Annotated in this window: 19 protein-coding genes; 6 read left to right on the forward strand and 13 right to left on the reverse strand. The window is 61.1% G+C overall.

Going from position 1 to position 19,387, the window contains the following annotated elements:
• Nucleotides 1-27 precede the first annotated feature (27 nt).
• Nucleotides 28-1,851 carry an extracellular solute-binding protein gene (locus tag KJP30_RS03510; RefSeq protein ID WP_218447612.1) on the reverse strand — a complete coding sequence of 608 codons (1,824 nt, stop codon included), beginning with the start codon at nt 1,849-1,851 and terminating at the stop codon, nt 28-30.
• A 371-nt stretch (nt 1,852-2,222) separates the two neighbouring features.
• On the opposite strand from KJP30_RS03510, the gene KJP30_RS03515 reads away from it, so the two are divergent.
• Nucleotides 2,223-2,996, forward strand: coding sequence for a 3-hydroxybutyrate dehydrogenase (locus tag KJP30_RS03515; RefSeq protein WP_218447613.1), 774 nt, complete (start codon nt 2,223-2,225; stop codon nt 2,994-2,996).
• Between the two features lie 78 nt (nt 2,997-3,074).
• On the forward strand, nt 3,075-4,115 hold the full coding sequence (locus tag KJP30_RS03520) for a patatin-like phospholipase family protein (RefSeq protein ID WP_218447614.1): 1,041 nt from the start codon (nt 3,075-3,077) through the stop codon (nt 4,113-4,115).
• 6 nt (nt 4,116-4,121) lie between these two features.
• On the opposite strand, the gene KJP30_RS03525 is transcribed toward KJP30_RS03520, so the two are convergent.
• The 4 genes from KJP30_RS03525 to KJP30_RS03540 form a co-directional block, all read right to left on the reverse strand.
• Nucleotides 4,122-4,901 (reverse strand): DUF502 domain-containing protein, encoded by a 780-nt coding sequence (locus KJP30_RS03525; RefSeq protein WP_218447615.1) that lies wholly within the window; start codon nt 4,899-4,901, stop codon nt 4,122-4,124.
• A gap of 78 nt (nt 4,902-4,979) precedes the next feature.
• On the reverse strand, nt 4,980-5,894 hold the full coding sequence (locus tag KJP30_RS03530; protein WP_218447616.1) for a pseudouridine-5'-phosphate glycosidase: 915 nt from the start codon (nt 5,892-5,894) through the stop codon (nt 4,980-4,982).
• Entirely contained in the window at nt 5,891-6,787 is an 897-nt protein-coding gene (locus KJP30_RS03535) for a PfkB family carbohydrate kinase (protein WP_218447617.1), read from the reverse strand. Before KJP30_RS03535 ends, KJP30_RS03530 begins: the two co-directional genes overlap by 4 nt.
• 52 nt (nt 6,788-6,839) lie before the next feature.
• On the reverse strand, nt 6,840-7,730 hold the full coding sequence (locus KJP30_RS03540; RefSeq protein WP_218447618.1) for a LysR substrate-binding domain-containing protein: 891 nt from the start codon (nt 7,728-7,730) through the stop codon (nt 6,840-6,842).
• 86 nt (nt 7,731-7,816) lie between these two features.
• Here KJP30_RS03540 and KJP30_RS03545 point away from each other — a divergent pair, with 86 nt between their 5' ends.
• A complete protein-coding gene (locus KJP30_RS03545; protein WP_425515695.1) occupies nt 7,817-9,049 on the forward strand; it encodes an acyl-CoA dehydrogenase in 1,233 nt (410 codons plus the stop codon).
• Between the two features lie 34 nt (nt 9,050-9,083).
• Here KJP30_RS03545 and KJP30_RS03550 read toward each other — a convergent pair whose 3' ends face one another.
• Entirely contained in the window at nt 9,084-9,491 is a 408-nt protein-coding gene (locus tag KJP30_RS03550) for a hypothetical protein (RefSeq protein ID WP_218447619.1), read from the reverse strand.
• A 209-nt stretch (nt 9,492-9,700) separates the two neighbouring features.
• On the opposite strand from KJP30_RS03550, the gene KJP30_RS03555 reads away from it, so the two are divergent.
• From KJP30_RS03555 to KJP30_RS03565, 3 genes are all read left to right on the forward strand, one after another.
• Nucleotides 9,701-11,278: an ATP-dependent Clp protease proteolytic subunit gene (locus KJP30_RS03555; RefSeq protein WP_218447620.1), complete on the forward strand. Its 1,578-nt coding sequence runs from the start codon at nt 9,701-9,703 to the stop codon at nt 11,276-11,278.
• A 129-nt stretch (nt 11,279-11,407) separates the two neighbouring features.
• Nucleotides 11,408-11,851, forward strand: coding sequence for a type II 3-dehydroquinate dehydratase (gene aroQ / locus KJP30_RS03560; protein ID WP_218447621.1), 444 nt, complete (start codon nt 11,408-11,410; stop codon nt 11,849-11,851).
• The gene (locus KJP30_RS03565; protein WP_218447622.1) at nt 11,848-12,612 is read left to right on the forward strand and encodes a helix-turn-helix transcriptional regulator; all 765 of its coding nucleotides are present in this window, start codon (nt 11,848-11,850) and stop codon (nt 12,610-12,612) included. The genes aroQ and KJP30_RS03565 overlap by 4 nt, the downstream gene beginning before the upstream one ends.
• 442 nt (nt 12,613-13,054) lie before the next feature.
• Here the strand turns inward: KJP30_RS03565 and tsf are convergent, their stop codons facing one another.
• The 7 genes from tsf to pstB form a co-directional block, all read right to left on the reverse strand.
• The gene (tsf, locus tag KJP30_RS03570; protein ID WP_218447623.1) at nt 13,055-13,930 is read right to left on the reverse strand and encodes a translation elongation factor Ts; all 876 of its coding nucleotides are present in this window, start codon (nt 13,928-13,930) and stop codon (nt 13,055-13,057) included.
• A gap of 128 nt (nt 13,931-14,058) precedes the next feature.
• Nucleotides 14,059-14,835: a 30S ribosomal protein S2 gene (gene rpsB, locus KJP30_RS03575; RefSeq protein ID WP_218447624.1), complete on the reverse strand. Its 777-nt coding sequence runs from the start codon at nt 14,833-14,835 to the stop codon at nt 14,059-14,061.
• Between the two features lie 192 nt (nt 14,836-15,027).
• Nucleotides 15,028-15,573, reverse strand: coding sequence for a hypothetical protein (locus KJP30_RS03580; RefSeq protein WP_218447625.1), 546 nt, complete (start codon nt 15,571-15,573; stop codon nt 15,028-15,030).
• Between the two features lie 86 nt (nt 15,574-15,659).
• Nucleotides 15,660-16,961 carry a HupE/UreJ family protein gene (locus KJP30_RS03585; protein WP_246594337.1) on the reverse strand — a complete coding sequence of 434 codons (1,302 nt, stop codon included), beginning with the start codon at nt 16,959-16,961 and terminating at the stop codon, nt 15,660-15,662.
• Nucleotides 16,962-17,129: 168 nt separating this feature from the next.
• Nucleotides 17,130-17,819: a phosphate regulon transcriptional regulator PhoB gene (phoB, locus tag KJP30_RS03590; protein WP_218447627.1), complete on the reverse strand. Its 690-nt coding sequence runs from the start codon at nt 17,817-17,819 to the stop codon at nt 17,130-17,132.
• A gap of 4 nt (nt 17,820-17,823) precedes the next feature.
• Complete coding sequence (gene phoU / locus KJP30_RS03595) at nt 17,824-18,576, reverse strand: phosphate signaling complex protein PhoU (RefSeq protein ID WP_218447628.1); 753 nt, start codon at nt 18,574-18,576, stop codon at nt 17,824-17,826.
• The gene (pstB, locus tag KJP30_RS03600) at nt 18,576-19,373 is read right to left on the reverse strand and encodes a phosphate ABC transporter ATP-binding protein PstB (protein ID WP_218447629.1); all 798 of its coding nucleotides are present in this window, start codon (nt 19,371-19,373) and stop codon (nt 18,576-18,578) included. Before pstB ends, phoU begins: the two co-directional genes overlap by 1 nt.
• Nucleotides 19,374-19,387 lie beyond the last annotated feature (14 nt).

Raw genomic sequence — 19,387 nt, forward strand, 5'->3', positions numbered from 1 at the left:
TCTTGTCGCCGATGGTAGCGGGCGGGGTTATTCGCCCTCCCACCACCATACATCAGGCTGAAACCCGAGCCAATCGCCGTAGATCGGCAGACGGTCGGCCGCATAGGTCAGTTCCTTCACATGCGCGATACGGCTGACCGCGTATTTGTCCTGAACCGGGATCACGTAGCGCCCCGAAATCAGCACCCGGTCCAGCGCCCGCGTGGCGGCAAGGAATTCGTCACGGGTTTCGGCGGCCAGAAGGGCATTGATCATCGCCTCGGCTGCGGCGGATTTCATGCCCATCCAGTTGCGCCCGCCTTCCTGATCGGCCGCCTCGATTCCCCAATAGGCGAATTGTTCGTTGCCCGGGCTCAGCGACAATCCCCGCCGAAAGGTGGTCATGTCGAAATCAAAGAGGTTCGTCCGCTCCTTGTATTGCGCCGGGTCGATCATGGTCACCTGCGCGGTGATCCCGATCCGTTCCAGCGCGCGGATAAAGATCTCGGCCATGGCGACATTTTCGCTCTGGCCCTGCTGCAACAGGATCTCAAAGTCAAAGGGCTCGCCCGAGGCGTTTTTCATCACGCCGTCCTGAACCGTCCAGCCAGCTTCGGCCATGAGGTCGACCGCCGCGGCAAGGTTCTTGCGGTTGCGCGGGCTGCCATCGGAAACGGGCAGGGCGTACCCCTCCAGCGCTCCGGGCAGCAGTTCGTCCGCGAAAGGTGTCAGCAGGTCCTTCACCAGACCGTCGGCTGCCCCCTCGCGCATCCCCAACAGCGAGTTGCCGTAATAAGAGGTGATGCGCGGCTGCGCGCCGCCGGTCAGCGTGTCGTTGATATATTCAAAGTTGAAGGCATGGATCATCGCATCCCGCACCCGCCAATCCGCGAATTCCGGACGCCGGGTGTTCATCACGAAACCGGTGATGCCCGTGGGCCGCTGGTGCGTGATCTCGGACTGGACGACGTCACCCTTTGTCACCGCCGGGAAATCATATTGCGTCTTCCATTTCTCGGCATTGGTTTCACGGATCGTATTGATGATCCCGGCCTTGAATGCCTCGAACAAGGCGGTGTCATCGGCAAAGAACTCCAGCCGGATCTTGTCCAGATTGTTCGTGCCCCGGCGGAAATTCACATCCTTGCCCCAGTAATCGGGGTTCCGGTCCAGTTCGACATAGCGGCCCGGTTCATAGTCGCCGATCGTGTAGGGGGCCGAGGTGATCGGAACGAGGTCGAGGCTGGAGTTTTCAAAGTCCAGCCCTTCCCACTGGGCCTTTTTCAGGACCGGGCGCATCCCGATGATCAGCGCCAGTTCGGGATTGTCCTCGTTAAAGGTAAAGCGGATGGACCGGTCGCCGGTCTGTTCCATGCTTTCGATCTTGTCCCACAGGCCACGATAGCGCGGGTGACCCTTGGTGCCCAATGTCTCGTAGGACCACATCACGTCTTCGACCGTGACCGGGCTGCCGTCGGAAAATTCGGCCTCGGGCCGCAGGACAAATTCGACCCATTCGCGATTCGGCCCGACATCAATCGATTCGGCCAACAGTCCGTAAAGTGCGAAAGGTTCGTCGTAGTTTCGCCCCATCAGGCTTTCGTAGACGAGAAAGCGCAATTGCCATGGGGCCGAGCCTTTCAAGATCAGCGGGTTGAGGCTGTCGTAGCTGCCTAGCTCGCCCGTGATGATGATGCCGCCGGTCGGCGCATCCGGGTTCGCGTAGGGCAGCGACACAAAATCAGGTGGAAGCTGCGGATCGCCATACATAGCTATGCCATGCTGCGGTTCTGCCCACAGGCTCCCTGCGGAGAGAATCGCTCCCGCGGCGACGATTTTTGCCGTCAGGTTTTGGAAAAAATTTAGGTACATTTCAGCAACGACCCCTGTCTGCCCTTGTTTTGTTAGCCGCAAGCGTATCGCTCGTTTTACGCCTTTTCAAACTTTTAGCTTGGACTCACGCAGCGAAAAGCTTATACAGAGTGCACTGCTCGATAGGTTTCTTGCCTGTATGAAACCTGCCTCAATGACTGAACCCCGGCCTTGCGCCGGGGTTTTTTTCTGCCCAATCGTCGGGCAAGGCAATCACGCTTTACGTCACGTTTCCGTTCACAAAAGCCCGGTCGCGGGAACCCGCCGACGCGCTCTGCGTAATCTTCGCGTGCAGTGTCATTGAGCAGGTGCAAGCCCGCCCCCGCCGATCTATGCTGCACCTGCAAAATTCTGGGAATTGGGGAGCAGACATGTCGCTTCAGGGAAAGACCGCCGTCATCACCGGATCGAATTCAGGCATCGGGCTTGGCATCGCGCATGAGATGGCCAAGGCAGGGGCCTCGGTGGTGATCAACTCCTTCACCGACCGCGAAGAGGATCACGCGCTTGCCAGGGCCATCGCCGAAGAACACGGCGTCGAAGCGCGCTATATCAAGGCGGACATGTCCAAGGGCGAGGAATGCCGCGCGCTGATCGAACAGGCCGGCGCCTGCGACATCCTGATCAACAACGCCGGCATCCAGCACGTCGCCGCCATTGACGAATTCCCGACCGAGAAATGGGATGCGATCATCGCCATCAACCTCAGCTCGGCCTTTCACACCACCGCGGCCGCGCTGCCCAAGATGCGCGCCGCTGGCTGGGGCCGGATCGTCAACATCGCCTCGGCGCATGGTCTGACCGCCTCGCCGTACAAAAGCGCCTATATCTCGGCCAAGCACGGCATCGTCGGCATGACCAAAACCGTGGCCCTTGAAACCGCCGAGGAACCGATCACCGCCAATGCGATCTGTCCGGGCTACGTGCTGACCCCGCTGGTCGAGGCCCAGATTCCCGACACCATGAAGGAATACGACATGGACCGCGAAACGGTGATCCGCGATGTCATGCTGGCCCGTCAGCCATCCAAGGAGTTCGCAACCGTCGAACAATTGGGCGGCACTGCGGTTTTCCTCTGCTCTGACGCGGCGGCGCAGATCACTGGCACGACCATCAGCGTCGATGGCGGCTGGACTGCTCTTTAAGACCGGCCAGAAGGGGGCCTGCGCCCCCTTCAACCGCTTCTGACCTCCCCGGACTCAAGACAACGAAGGACACGCGCCATGGCCCAACCGGTGCGGATCAACCTTGCCCTCCAGGGCGGTGGCGCACATGGCGCCTTTACCTGGGGTGTGCTGGATCGGCTGTTGGAAGAGCCGGACATTGAAATCGCCGCGATCAGCGGCACCTCCGCCGGGGCCCTGAACGGTGCTGCGTTGAAATCCGGCCTCTTGCAGGGCGGTCACGAAGGCGCGCGAGAAATGCTGACCTGGCTCTGGGAACAGATCGGTGCGCTGCGGGACGAGGCTTTGCCCGACTGGCTGCAAGGGTGGATGCCACACCCGGAGGTGGTCAGCAAAAGCCTTGAATATTCGCTGCCCTACAGCTGGGGCGAGGCCGTGGGCCGCATGGTGTCGCCCTACGCCTGGGGACCGTTGTACCACAACCCGCTGGAGCGGATCGTTGAACGGTTCGATTTCGGCCGCGTCTGCGCCGAGCAGGGCCCAGAGTTCTATGTCAGCGCAACGCAGGTGCGCGATGGCAAGATTCGAGTGTTTTCCGGTGACGAGATCAATCCCAAGGTCATCATGGCTTCGGCCTGCCTGCCGACAGTTTTTCAGGCGGTCGAATTGGAGGACCCCAAGACCGGGACCGTCGAACCGTTCTGGGATGGCGGCTATACCGGCAACCCGGCGCTGTTCCCGATGTTCGAGAAACATCTGCCCGATGACTTGCTGGTGGTGAACATCAATCCGCTGCGGCGGGACAAAACGCCGGTCAGCCCGCCCGAGATCCAGAACCGGATCAACGAGATCAGCTTTAACTCGTCGCTGTTGCGGGAACTGCGGGCGATTGATTTCGTCCAGAGGCTCCTGCACTCGGGCGCTCTGGTCCCGGGATCAATGAAGGACGTGCGGGTTCACATGATCGCGGATGACGCGCTGATGAACGCATTGTCCGTCGCGACCAAGATGGTGCCGGTGCCTACGGTCATCGCCCAGATGAAAACCGCCGGACAGCGGGCCGCGGGCCGGTTCCTCGATGCACATAAGGACGATCTGGGCCAGCGGCAAACCGTTGACCTGCGCGCCATGTTCACCTGACACGGTTCAGGACGCCTTGCGAAACTGCGCTTCCAGCGACTTTTTGGCGTCCTGTCCGTTGGGATAGACAAGCCCCGCCGAAATCACCAGTTTGGCGGCATCCTCAAGGCTCATGTCCAGTTCGATCACGTCTTCCTTGGGGAAGAACAGCAGGAACCCCGAGGTTGGGTTGGGCGTGGTCGGCACAAAGACCGACATCAATTCGCCGCCAGTGACGGCCCGCTGCGCGACTTCACCCTTGGCCGTGGTCGAGATAAAGCCGATCGCCCAAATACCCTTGCGCGGGTATTCGATCAGGCAGGCCTTTTCAAAACTGCGCTCGGACTGGGCAAAGATCGTTTCCGCCAACTGCTTGATGCCGGAATAGATCGACCGCACCACCGGTGTCCGTTCCACAAGGCTTTCGGCGAAACTGATCATCGACCGGCCAATCAGCCCCTTGGCGATCCAGCCGACGATGATGGTGAAGATCAGGAAAACGACAACACCCAAACCACGCACGTTGATTTCGATCCGGCCATCTTGGTTTCGGTCCAGAAGGTCGAATAGCCACGGCAGACGCGGGCCATCCGGGCCGGTCAGCCAGCGGTTCAACAGGGCGTTGGGCTGATAGCTGTCGGGCACGAAGGGCCAGACGAAACCGTCGACCCAGCCGACCACCGTCCAGATCAACCAGACAGTGAGACCGACGGGGGCGATCACCACGATCCCGGTCAGAAAAGAGGTCCGCAGGCGGGCGAACAGGCCCGGCCGCTTGGGCGTCGTTGGTTCAAATGGCGTGGTCATCGCAAGTCCCGGTACGATCCTTCGAAAGGTAGGAGGAAGCAGCGCAGTCTACAATGGGGCGTCGCGATTTCCCGGCAATCAGGCGGGCAGGGCGCTCATTTCTTTCGCAATATCCGCCGCCAGACGCGCATTGTTCAGGACCAGCGCAATATTCGCTTCCAGCGACCGGCCTTCGGTCAGCTCGTAAATGCGTTGCAGCAGGTAGGGCGTCAGGTCCTTGCCCGCGATTCCATGTGTTTCGGCGTCGCGCGTGGCCTCGGCGATGATCGGCGCCAGGGTCGCGCGGGGAATTTCCGCCTCGACCGGGATCGGGTTGGCGATCAACTGACCGCCGGGCAGGCCCAGACGCAGGCGCATCCGGTGCGCAGAGGCGATTTCGGCAGCGCTGTCCGCCCTCAGCGGCGCTCGCAACCCGGCCTCACGGGACCAGAAGGCAGGCAGTTGATCCTGCCCGAACGCCATGACCGGCACGCCCAGCGTCTCAAGCCGTTCCAGCGTCTTGGGCAGGTCAAGAATGGCCTTGGCTCCGGCCGCAACCACGGTCACAGCGGTCTGGGCCAGTTCCTGCAAGTCAGCCGAGATGTCAAAGGTCGTTTCCGCCCCGCGATGCACACCGCCGATCCCGCCGGTGGCAAAGACCTCGATCCCGGCAAGATTGGCCGCAATCATCGTGGCGGCCACGGTGGTCGCGCCAGTGCCACCACGGGCCATGCAAACCGCCATATCGGCCCGCGACAGCTTGGCAACCTTCTTGGACTGGGCCAGCGCTTCCAGCTGATCATCTTCAAGACCGACGTACAGCGTGCCGTCGATCACCGCGATGGTGGCCGGGGTGGCACCAGCCTCGCGGATCACCGACTCGACCCGGCGCGCCACGTCAAGGTTCTGGGGCCACGGCATGCCATGGGTGACGATGGTGCTTTCAAGGGCAACCACGGGGCGGCCTTCGGCGAGCGCTGCGGCAACGGCGGCGGAACAGGTGAAGGGGGTCATGTGCAGTCTCCTCCGGAAACATAGTCTGCCGCGACGGCCAGCGCCTGCCGCAAGGCGGCCTGACGGTCCAGCCCGTCGCGTTCGGCGGCAATATGGGCCGCCATGAAAGTATCGCCCGCACCGGTGACACGGGTCACGGTTACGGGCCTTGGGGTTTCGGTCACGACACCGTCACGTATGGCATCGCCGCACGGCGCGCCGCCATTGGTCACCAAAGCACGCGCGGCCCCGCGAGCCACAAGTGCGGCAGCGGCCTCGGGCGCGCTGGTCAGCGGCGCCTCGCATAGCAGGCAGGCCTCTTCGAGATTGACATAAAGCGTCCCGCGCCCCGCCGACAGAAAGGGCAGCAGCCGTGTCGCCTTGCCAGGGCTGGCCGGTGCGATCCGCAGATCCGCCAGCGCAAAGGCCGGATGTTCTGCAATTTCCGCCAGCAAGCCCTCTGTCAGGTTGCCATCCAACGCGATTGGCCCCTGAAAGGGCGCATCGGGCGTGCCCAGCGGTCCATTGATCAGCGGCGATAGGATTCGGTCGCCCGCCGCCTCCAGCGAATGCGCATCGGCAATCGCCGCCACCAGCCCGTTTGACGCCTCGATCGCCATGTAGCGGTCCGTCGGAAGATCCTTGGCGCGGGTCAGATGGGTGATATCCAAACCCAGCCGCGCACATGCCAGCGAAAGCTCTGCGCCTTCCGCATCTTCTCCCACCACGGAAAGCAAGGCCGGATGAAAACCAAGGCCCGCCAGTGTCATGGCGATGTTCAGGGCCACGCCGCCGGGGATCCGCGTAATGCGGCCCGGTTTGTCATTGCCGGAAACCATCGGGTCGGTACAACGGCCGATCACGTCCCAGAGGACGGAACCGATGCAGAGGATATCAGGATCGCGCGGTGTCATTGGAGCGTTATTGGCGCGAAGGGCAGGGCGGTGCAAGCCGCATCCGACCGGCTTAGCGCGGCAGCATGTCCTCTTCGTCGGTCCGCATCTCCAGCCAGTCCCGAAATGCCAGCAAAGCCGGAGGTGTCGGGCGATCCGCGGGCCACACAAGGTAGTAAGATCCAAGGCTGACCGGCGACGCCTCATGAGCGGGCAGCAGACTGCCTGCCGCACGTTCAGTGGTACTGAGATAATCGGGCAAAAGCGCAACGCCCAGCCCATGCAGGGCCGCCTGAAGAATGGCGGTGAACTGATCGAATGTCGGCCCGGGCAAGGGGCCAGGCGCCATGCCCTGTGTCGCAAACCACGAGGCCCAAGCCTGCGGCCGTGTCTGGATATGCAGCAAAGGCATACGCCGCAACGCATCCAGAGATTGCGGGCCGTCCGGCAGCAAGGAAGGCGCGGCAAAGGGCTGCACGGTTTCCCTCATCAGCCGCAGATGATGCGTATCCGGCCAGTCCGGAGTGCCAAAATGCAAAGCCGCATCAAAGGGTTCGGCACCGAAATTGAAAGGACGCAACCGCGTGGTCAGGTTTACCGTCACCTCGGGATGGCGGCGCGTGAAATCCGGCAGCCGGGGCACCAGCCAGCGCATCCCGAAACTGGGCAGGATCGCCAGATGCAGCGCACCGCCCGACGGATCAAGCCTTAGCGCCATTGCGGCCTCGGTCAGGCGATCAAGCGTTTCGCGCACCGTCGCGGCAAAACCTCGCGCTTGAGGAGTGAGGCGCAAGGCCCTGTTTCCACGCAAAAAAAGCGTCACGCCCAACTGTTCTTCCAACGTCTTGAGCTGACGCGAAACCGCGCTTTGCGTCAGGTTCAGTTCTTGTGCAACGGCGGTGGCGCTGCCCAGACGGTCCAGCGCTTCGAGTGCACGCAATGCGGGCAGGGGTGGCAGATGCATTCCGATTCCTCATGAATACCTGCGATAATGTCGTTTTTCCATGAACAGGCTGCAAGCTATACTGATCCACAACAAAGGAGTGCCCGATGAACGAGATGACCCCGGCCAAGCCCAGCCTGAAACCCAAAGACGCGCCGGATCTTGGCGGTTTTGATTGGCAGGACGCGTTTCGCCTTGCCGATCAGCTGAGCGAAGAAGAAAGGATGTTGGCGGATGCAGCCCGCAACTTTGCCGACGAAAAACTGGCCCCGCGGGTGATTGACGCCTTCGAAGAGGAAACCGTGGCACCCGAGATCTTTGCCGAAATGGGCGAGATGGGTCTGCTGGGCGTGACGGTGCCCGAGGAATACGGCGGTCTGGGTGGCTCTTATGTCTCTTATGGTCTGGTCGCCCGCGAAATCGAACGGATCGACTCCGGGTATCGCTCGATGATGTCGGTGCAATCCAGCCTCGTGATGTACCCGATTTACGCCTATGGATCCGAGGAGCAGCGCAAGAAATACCTGCCTAAACTGGCAAGTGGGGAATGGATCGGTTGCTTTGGCCTGACTGAACCGGACGCCGGCAGCGACCCGGGCAGCATGAAAACCCGGGCCGAAAAGATCGACGGTGGCTATCGCCTGACCGGGTCCAAGATGTGGATTTCAAACGCGCCGATTGCCGATGTTTTTGTGGTCTGGGCCAAGTCCGACGCCCATGACGGCAAGATCCGCGGTTTCGTACTGGAGAAAGGCGCCAAGGGGCTGTCCGCTCCGAAGATCGGCAACAAGCTGTCGCTGCGCGCTTCGGTGACCGGTGAAATCGTCCTTGATGGCGTTGAATTGGGCGAAGAGGCTTTGTTGCCGCATGTTCAAGGTCTTAAAGGGCCGTTTGGATGTTTGAACCGGGCCCGTTACGGGATCGCATGGGGGGCGCTTGGCGCGGCGGAGTTCTGCTGGCATGCAGCGCGGCAATACGGACTGGATCGCAAGCAATTCGGCAAACCGATTGCCCAGACGCAGCTGTTCCAAAAAAAGCTCGCGGACATGCAGACGGAAATCTCGCTGGGGCTGCAAGGCTGTCTGCGGGTCGGTCGCCTGATGGACGAGGCAAAGGCCGCACCGGAAATGATCTCGATCCTCAAGCGCAACAATTGCGGCAAGGCGTTGGACATCGCACGCATGGCGCGCGACATGCATGGCGGCAACGGAATTTCGGCGGAATTCCAGGTGATCCGGCACATGCTGAACCTCGAAACGGTGAACACCTACGAAGGCACGCATGACGTACACGCATTGATCCTGGGCCGCGCGCAAACCGGCCTTCAGGCGTTTTTCTAGCGCCTGACCAGAAGGATAGCGCGCGGCGTTGGTCTTACTTGAACCGGTCGGGAATTTCGATCGGTTGCAAAATCAGCGCCGTGCGCCCATCCGTGTAATAGGCCTGCAACCGGCCGTGACCGATGTCTTCGAGGGTAAAGCAGTTCTCGCTGTTGTCGCGAAAGTTCTTGTAGCGCGTGCAATAGCTGTTGCCATCGATACGATAACTGCCGGGTTCATCCTTGGGATCGGCATCGGCAGGGCCTGCCATCCAAAGCGTCGACGTGCCATCCGGATGATAGACCACGCTGGCGACAACGGTTTCGGTTTCGGGATTGACGCCTTGATAGGCTTTGCCGGTGATGACTTCGGTCATGGTGGCGGCATCAATCATCTGCTGCGCTCCGGCAGGAATGGCAAAGCCAAGGGTCAGGGCAATGGTAGCGATGAAACGACTGGTCACAAGGGAACTCCCGCAATGGTTGTGTGCGTCAGTTTTGGCAGCATCGGGGAGCATAAAGCAAGACAAACCAAAGGGGCCGTGCGGGTCATGTTTGTTCTTATAATCAGTATTATGTAAATTTCTGATACGCACGGACCACGCCAAACCCTTGATCCATTGAAGGATCTGCCGCTAGCCTCGGCGCAGAGTTCATTCCTTCCCGCAGGCCCATGTCCAGATTTCTTTTTCAACTTACGCTTCTGATCGTCGTGACGGTCTTTCCGGTGCGCGATACCCAAGCCGCCGAATTCACAATCCTGCCGGTGTCACCTTTCGAATCCAACTGCTGGCTGGAAGTGATGACCGGTACAATCGTGCCCGGCAGCTTTGTCCGCGAAGCCATCCCAAGATGCGAAACCGATACGTCCGGCCATAGCCCGAACTACGGCTCCCGCGTGGATACTTCGGCCATCGGACGCAGCGAGAGCTGGCAGTTCTGGGACAGCGAAAGTGACCGTCCCGCCTTGGGCCTTGACGGTGCATGGAGCTATCAGGAAATCCATGACGTGGCCGCGGTTCAGGCGCTGGCCAACGGGCGCGTGATCAGGATGGACGGCACGATCCAGCCCGGAGACGCCGACAGGTTCGAAAGCTTTCTGCGCGAAAACAACCTGCTGAATTGTCTCGATGACGAGTATTGTCCGCATCAAAACGTTCTGGCGTTGGACAGTCCGGGCGGCAGCCTTGGCGAAGCGCTCAAGATCGCGGACATGGTGCAGCGCTATGATTTTCCGGTGCTGATCCCCGCCGATGCGGTCTGTGCTTCGTCGTGCAGCTTTGTGTATTTCGCCGGTTACACAGAATACGAAAGCTTTTTCCATAATCGCCGGTTCATCCATGAAACCGGTCGCCTGATGGTTCACAGACCTCGCATTGATCTGGCCGAGCGGGCGTTTTCCACCGGTGAGGTCCGGCAGATCGTCGAGGTTCTGGACGAGGTCAAGGAAGAGGCCATTCGCCAGTTCCTTCAGGCCCGCATTCCCCGGCTGGTGCTGTTGCAGATGTATGAAACCGCATCTGAAGATCTGGCGACCATTCCGTTGGCTCAGATGACCGGATTTGCCACCGTGATCGGATCAACCGCCTTGCAGGACACCCTGCCCGACCGCCATGGCATCCTGTCGTTCTGTGCCTTCCAGTATTACAATCACTCGGGTCGCATGCATCCCGATCTGCTCAAGAACCTCGAAGTACGCGACGAAAGCTTTGCCACGTGGATCGACAAGGAGGATTTCCTCTGCTTCGGGGCACGTTTGCCCGATAATGGATGGGTCTACGATGCCTGTCACGACAACTTCGGCTATGCCTGCGCCTTGATGCAATACGCCGAAAACGAACTGCCGGCTGGCAGTTTCACCCCGGATGGCGAATTTCCGACCTATGGCGCGCTTCTGGCAAGTTACCCGGGCCGCGGGCGGCACGACCTGATCCGCGCCGCCTTGTCGTGGAGCGGAGCGTTTGCGGATCACCTGCCGCGCTGGGTCAATGTCGCCACGGTTCCGCGACACTACTGCGGCGCGCTGGACATCGGTGCGCCGCAAAGCACTCGCCGCCTTCAGGCCGCGCTGAATGCCCGCGGCTATGACGCCGGTCCGGTCGACGGCATGATGGGCGGACGCACGGTTGCGGCACTGGCCGCCGCGGCCTCTGCCGCAGGTCAGCCACTGGGCGACACGATCACCCAAGATGTCCTGCGCGTCATCGGCGTCGCCGAGACCGACATTGACGCCATGCGGTTGTGCCAATGAGTGCAGAAACAGACCGCAAGCGGCGCAAGAGCAACGATTAATACGAAATCAGGCTGCCTGCGACGCGATCCGCTGGACAGGACCGCATGGCAGCTTTTACCGGTGGTTCAAACACCTCCGGAGACACGCATGACCTCGATCCTCGTTCTAAACGGTCCCAATCTCAACCTTTTGGGCACCCGTCAGCCCGAGATCTATGGCCACACGACACTGGCTGATGTCGAGGAGATGTGTGTCGCACATGGCAAGGCGCGCGGCGTTGCCGTCACCTGTGCGCAATCCAATCACGAAGGCGCGCTGGTGACCTTCATCCATGAGGCGCGCGGCGTGCACGACGGCATCATCCTCAATGCCGGCGCATATACCCACACTTCGATTGCGCTGATGGATGCCATCAAGGGCACCGAAATGCCAACCGTCGAACTGCATCTGTCCAATGTTCATGCCCGCGAAGAGTTTCGCCACCGGTCCTACATTGCCCCCGCCGCCATCGGCGTCATAGCGGGTTTCGGCGCAAACGGGTATAAATTGGCTATCGACGCCCTTCTGGGCCATCTGGAGACCCGGTCATGACACCCGAACTGAGAGACTACCTGATCGAAGTGACCAATGCCGAAGAGATCGAACCGCTATGGGAAACCCATTGCGCACGGATGGACTCTTATGGCTTTGACCGGCTCATATATGGGTTCACGCGGTTCCTGACCGCCAACAGTTTTGGCGACCCGAACGATCTGATCGTGCTGACCAACCACACGCCAGCCTATCGCAAGGGCTTTGTCGAGGATGGCCTGTACCGCCACGCGCCCATGGTTCGCTGGGCGCTGGAGAACGAAGGCCATTGTAGCTGGCGCGCCTTGGCCGAACAGATCACCAAGGGCACGCTGGATGACAAGGCGGCAAAAGTCGTTGCCTTCAACCTGCAACACAAGGTGCACGCCGGGTATACGATCAGCTTTAAGTCGGTTTCGCACAGGGCCAAGGGCGCGATTTCGCTGACCACGCGACCTGAGATGAACCAGGACGAAGCCGACGCCGTCTGGGCGGAACACGGGCAGGACATCGTTCTGATGAACAACCTCGTGCATCTCAAGATCCTCACCCTGCCCTTGCCGCTGGCTGGTCAGAATCTGACGCCGCGCCAGCGCGAAGCCTTGGAATGGGTCGGTGACGGCAAGACGATGCAGGACATTGCCCAGATCATGGGGCTGACGCAGGCCACCATCGAAAAGCACCTGCGGCTTGCGCGCGAGACCCTGAATGTTGAAACAACGGCGCAAGCCGTGGCAAAAGCCGCGTTTCACAACCAGATGTACATCCTTGAGGCGCAATAAAGTTACGACCCAAGTTAATCTTAAGGGAACAATGGGTTAACGGCCAATGCTTGCGTGATTTCAGCGTGAATTTCGCTGTTTTACCCTTTGGTCAGGAAATCCGTACTTCCTTTACCGAGGGTAAATTGCGATTGTTCAAGCGTTCCGTGAGTGGTGGCTTTGGCCATGGAACGAAGGGGCTGCAACCCGCGTATTTCCGGGCCCTGCGGTTCTTCGCTGGTTCGGTGGTGGCAATTACCGCTGCTGCCGGCCAGCATCCTTTCGGGGTCCCTGGATCTCATCCCCAATGTCTCACCGGGGGCCCCGAATCCACGATCCCCCAAGTCTGACACAATCGCACGCAGCATTTGCCCGGCGGAAAAAGAAAAGGCGCCGAACCCATGTCCGGCGCCTTTAATAGCGTCAGGGGCAAGGCGCGCGCCCTGCCCCACAATCCGAAAGATCAGCCCTGAGCGGCCTTCGCCACTTCGGCGGCGAAATCTTCTTCTTTCTTCTCGATGCCTTCACCGACCTGCATACGGACAAAGCCCACGATCTCGGCGCCTGCGTCCTTGGCGGCCTGCTCGACGGTCTTGTCGGTGTCCAGCGCGAACTGCTGGCCCAGCAGGGTCACTTCGGCGAGGAACTTCTTCATGCGGCCAACGATCATCTTTTCGATGACGGCGTCGGGCTTGCCGGATTCCTTGGCGATGTCGATTTGAACCTGACGTTCTTTCTCGACGATGGCCGGATCCAGCTCGGCTTCGTTCAGTGCGGCGGGGCTCATCGCGGCGATGTGCATGCCGACCTGCTTGCCGAACTCTTCGTTGCCGCCCTTGAGCGCCACCAGAACACCGATCTGGCCAAGGCCGTCGGCAGCCGCGTTGTGCACATAGGCCGCAACGACGTCACCTTCGACCGACGCCATGCGGCGCAGCGACATGTTCTCGCCAATGGTGGCGATCTTGTCGGTGATGGCTTCCGAAACGGGCTTGCCGCCCATGTCGGCATTGGCCAGCGCTTCGACGTCGGACACGGTCAGGGCGACATTGGCAATGCCGGACACCATGGCCTGGAACTCGGCGTTCTTGGCAACAAAGTCGGTTTCCGAGTTCACCTCGACGGCAACGCCTTTGCCACCGTCGACCTTGACGGCCACCAGGCCCTCTGCCGCGGTACGGCCGGATTTCTTGGCCGCCTTGGCCAGACCCTTGGTGCGCAGCCAGTCGATTGCGCCTTCCATGTCGCCGTCGGTCTCGACCAGCGCCTTCTTGGCATCCATCATGCCTGCGCCGGTCATCTCGCGCAGTTCTTTCACCTGTTTTGCAGTGATCGCCATGGTTTGGCTCTCCTCATCGATTCTTTACAGGAGGTCGGGTGGCCCCGCGCCGGGGACGATCCCCGGGCTTCGGCCACCCTATGTCACGGGCACATGTCGCTTTTGCGACAGTCGCCCAGGGGCCTGTGTCAGCCCTCGGCACCTTCGCCAGCTTCGGCCAGCAATTCTTCGGCCGGAGCGTCTTCGAGCGCGCCCAGGTCGACGCCTGCGGCTTCCATCTGGCCGGTCATACCGTCCAGAGCTGCGCGGCTGACGAGGTCGCAATACAGCGCGATGGCGCGTGCCGCGTCGTCGTTGCCGGGGATGATGTAGTCAACGCCATCGGGCGAGCAGTTGGTGTCGACGATCGCCACAACCGGGATGCCCAGCTTGTTGGCTTCGGCCACGGCCAGCGCTTCTTTCTTGACGTCGATGACGAACAGCATGTCCGGCACACCGCCCATTTCACGGATACCACCCAGCGAAGCTTGCAGCTTCGTCTGGTCGCGTTCCATGTTCAGGCGCTCTTTCTTGGTCAGACCTTCGGCGCCGCCTTCCATCTTTTCGTCGATTTCGCGCAGGCGGTTGATCGACTGGGACACGGTCTGCCAGTTGGTCAGAGTGCCGCCCAGCCAACGGTGGTTCATGTAGTACTGCGCGCATTTCTCGGCAGCTTCGGCGATCGGCTGAGCCGCCTGACGCTTGGTGCCGACGAACAGCACGCGGCCGCCCTTGGCAACGCAGTCACGGATCGCGTTCAGCGCCGCGTCCAGCATCGGGACGGTCTGCGTCAGGTCCATGATGTGGATGCCGTTGCGCGCACCGTAGATGAACTCGCCCATGCGGGGGTTCCAGCGCTGCGTCTGGTGGCCAAAGTGAACGCCAGCTTCCAGCAGCTGACGCATGGTGAACTCGGGAAGAGCCATGCCTTCTATCCTTTCCGGTTTCATGCCTCGGCGGGGGATCAAGGCGCTTGCCTCAACCGGTGGACCCTTGGGGATGTCTGTCCAATAGGCCCGCCCCCGCCTGCGGGGTTCATGGCGGTGCCTTTAGCGGGGTTTTCCCAAGGGCGCAAGCCCGGATCTGGCAGGAAAGTGGCGGCACGGTCCGCCCGTGGGTCAGGGTTGAACCTTTTCGGGCTTTTTCTGCCCTTCATCTGCTACGCTCAACCACGTTTTCACCCCGCGCAGGAATTCTCCAAGCTCGGCCATGCGGGCCCCCATTTCGGTCAGCTGCAAACTGTCGGGTGCGCGGTCCCCCAGTTCTTTGGCCAGCTTTTCGGCCTGCGCATTGATCCGGGCGATCTCTTTCTCGATGTCTTTGGTTTCCTGCAAAAGGCGCGCTTCGCGGTCCTCGCGCTTGGTCAGTTTGCGCATGTCCGCCATCAGACGTTTCAGCCGCAGACGATCTGACAGGGCCATGTAGATCAGCCATTGCGTCATCGCCGCGCCAAACCCGGTGACCTGAAATTTCCACCGGCGGCGTTTGCCCCACATGTCCATCAGGGCGTCCCGTTCCAATGTGCCGAATTCCACTTGTGAATAGCGCAGGCGCACGCTGGACCTGTTTTCATTGCCGATGCGCGCCAACGCCGCACCGGGCGCACATGCAAACCCAAGGAGGACAAACAGGCTGTGGCGGCGGGTCGGCATAAGGCTGGTCATGATCGGGGCCTTTCAAAGCGGTGGGCTATCATAACATAATCCACCGCCCCGATCTGTCGCAAAAGGCGGGAAAACCCGCCCTGCCCTTACAGGAACACCCGTTCCACGAACCAATAGGCTCCGACACAGGCAATCGCCAGCGACGCCGGCACGGCAACGAAGTGGCGATAGGCGCGCACGTCATCGACAAAGCTCGCCGACAACAGGCAGAGAATGCTCAACCCGGCCAAGGGCCAGAGGAACACAGGAGCCCCCGCGCCCATGGCTTCGGTGAAACCGGGACCGTTCAACAGATACCCCGCGGCCACAAAGCCCAGTGCCAGCACCCCATAGACGACTTGCCCGGTGCGCAGATCGGTGCGCCCGCTGTCCACGCGCTGCGCGAGATAGACCAACAGGAAGGCAATCGCGATCACCGTCAGCTGGCCAAGCTCCACCCCGACGTTGAAACCGATCAGCGCCGGGATGAACTGCCCCGCAGGAAGACCGAACTCACCCAGAACCGAGGCAAAGCCCAACCCGTGCAACAGGCCAAAGACGAAAATCACCACCGGCCGCCACTTGTGCAGACCGTCCGAAACGATGTTTTCCACCGCGACATAGACGATGGAAGCCGCGATGATCGGCTCGACGATGCTGCCGGGAATGTTGACATACCCCAGCGCGCCCAACGCCAGTGTGACCGTATGCGCCAGCGTAAAGGCCGAGATCTGCCACAGCAGCGGCCCAAGCCGAGTCGACAGAAAGAACAGACCCAGCACAAACAGAATGTGGTCCAGCCCCATGGGCAGGATGTGTTCGAACCCGACCGGAATGTAATAGGCAAAGGCACCGAACCCCGACATGGCATTGCCACCCGCGATTGCGATCGGGTCCGAGGTGCCGCCGGTCAGATACCCGGTGAACCCGTCCTCGACATCTGTCTGGCGCAGGATCAGAGTGCCGTATTCCGACGGCCAGCTGACCGTCAGCGCCTCTGCCCCGGCCGGCAGCGGACCGGTAAGGAACAGGCGCGACTCGCGCGGCAGGCTTTCGTCCGGGACATCATCAACCTGAACCTCGGTCACCGTCAGAGAGACCCCCTGCCCGTCCGCCGCGATGCCAAGGCTGGACAGGACCCCGGCAAGGCCGGACTGGATCTCGGCTTGCAGCGCCTCGGGGGACAAGGCGCGCAGGCTGTCGACACGATCCGCGCCGTCGGCCTCGTTGGTATCGTCCAGCCCCTCCAGATCGATCCCGGCCAGAACCGGCTCCATACTAAGTCGCAAGACCAGCGATACGGCACCGTCCTTGGTGGTCAGATCCCCGATGGCGGGCCTGACCTCATGGGCCTGAGCGGTTGAAACGGATACCACAAGCGCCAGAAGCGCGGCAAAAAATCGGAACATGGCAGACCCTGTCGGTTTTCTATCGTTACACGCCAAGATGACGCAGCCCGAAACAAGATCAAGCATCAATCCCGCCGAGCCGCCCCCGAAACCGCCCGAAAACGAAAACCGGCGGCCCCTGCAAGGGACCGCCGGCACTCATCCTTTGATGCTGTGATCCCGAAAGGGTCAGCCCAACGCATAGCCTGCGCCGCGCACGGTGCGCAGCGGATCGCCGCCGCCATGCTGGCACAGAGCCTTGCGCAGACGGCCGATATGCACATCGACCGTACGCGTATCGACATAGATGTCACGGCCCCAGACCCGGTCGAGCAATTGCTCACGCGACCAGACCCGTCCCGGCTTTTCCATGAAGGTCGTCAGCAGGCGGAACTCGGTCGGACCCAGCTTCAGCGCCTGGCCGTCGCGGGTGACACGATGGGTTTCGCTGTCCAGCACGATGTCCTCGTACTCCAGCCGCAGCCCCGCCGCCGCGGGACGGGCACGACGCAACTGCGCCCGCACCCGTGCCATCAGTTCAATCACCGAATAGGGTTTGACCACATAGTCATCCGCTCCGGTTTCCAGCCCACGCACCCGGTCCACTTCTTCGGACCGGGCAGAAAGCATGATGATCGGCACGTTGCGCGTATCCGACCGGGTCTTGATCTGGCGGCAGACCTCGATCCCCGAGACATTGGGCAGCATCCAGTCCAGAACGATGATGTCCGGGCTTTCCTCCTCGATGAGGACAAGCGCCTCTTCACCGTTTTCGGCCCGCGTCACGCGGAACCCTTCGGCTTCGAGGTTGTAGGTCAGGACTTCGCGCTGTGCCGCTTCGTCCTCGACCACCAGAACCGTTGGCTGATCTGCTGGCATGGTCTCAGTCCTCGTTTTCCGCGATTTCTTTCGGCAGATCGGGCGAAAGCGCCGGGTCGATCGACGTGCGGTCTTCCTTGACGCGCAGATCCTCCGGCTTTTCGCCCGTCGCGAGAAAGATCACCTGCTCGCAGATCGAGGTCACATGGTCGCCCATACGCTCGATGTTCTTGGCGATGAAATGCAGGTGCATGCAGGCCGTGATGTTGCGCGGATCTTCCAGCATGAAGGTCAGGAATTCGCGGAACAGCGTGTTGTACATCTGGTCGACGTCGCGATCCCGTTCGATCACGTCCTCGGCCAAGGCCGCATCCCGCTGGATATAGGCATCCAGCGCGTCCTTCAGCATCAGCTCGACCTCACGCGCCATCCGGCGCAGCGAAGGTGCGGTGCCGCCGATGGGCTGCATCTGCACCAGAACGCTGGTCCGCTTGGCCATGTTCTTGGACAGGTCACCGATCCGTTCAAGGTTCGCCGACATGCGCATGACCGACAGCACGATGCGCAGGTCGGTCGCCGTGGGTGCCCGCAGAGCGATCACGCGAGCGGCCTCTTCGTTCAGGTCCTCTTCGAGCGCGTCGATGGCGGCGTCGCCCTTCTGCACCTTCATGGCCAGATCGACGTCGCGGGTTTCCAGAGACTTGGCCGCCTCCATGATCGCCGCTTCGACCAGACCACCCATTTTCATGATCTGCGCCTGAATGCCTTCCAGGTCGCGATCATAGGAGGTCACGATGTGTTTGTTCAGATCTGACATCATCCAATCCGCCCCGTGATGTAGCTCTCGGTCCGGCTGTCGACCGGGTTGGTAAAGATCTTGCCCGTGTCGCCGTACTCCACGAGGTTGCCAAGGTGGAAGAACGCGGTTTTCTGGCTGACACGCGCGGCCTGCTGCATCGAGTGCGTCACGATGACAACCGAATATTCCTGCCGCAGCTCGTCGATCAATTCCTCGACCTGGCTGGTCGCGATCGGGTCCAGCGCCGAACAGGGTTCGTCCATCAACAGGACTTCGGGTTCGGTGGCAACGGCGCGCGCGATGCACAGACGCTGCTGCTGACCGCCCGAAAGCCCGGTGCCCGGCGCGTCCAGACGGTCTTTGACCTCGTCCCAGATGGCGCCACGGCGCAGCGATTTCTCGACGATCACGTCAAGGTCCGCCTTGCTTTTGGCCAGCCCGTGGATCCGCGGACCATAGGCAATGTTGTCATAGATCGACTTCGGGAAGGGGTTCGGCTTTTGAAAGACCATGCCGACCTTGGCGCGCAGCTGCACGGGGTCGACACGCTTGTCGTAGATGTCCTCTCCGTCGATGCGGATGTCACCTTCGACGCGGCAGATGTCGATGGTGTCGTTCATGCGGTTCAGACAGCGCAGGAAGGTGGATTTCCCACAGCCCGAAGGGCCGATGAAGGCGGTCACGGTCTTGTCTTCGATCTCGCAGTCCACGTCCTTGATGGCGTGCGTGGACCCGTAATAGACCTGCACCTTGCGTGCGGCGATCTTGATGTCGTTCTGCGTCACGTCTCTCTCCGTGTGCGGTGCGTCGTACATATTCATAACTCCTA

This window comes from Antarctobacter sediminis, assembly GCF_019218285.1.
Taxonomy (GTDB): domain Bacteria; phylum Pseudomonadota; class Alphaproteobacteria; order Rhodobacterales; family Rhodobacteraceae; genus Antarctobacter; species Antarctobacter sediminis.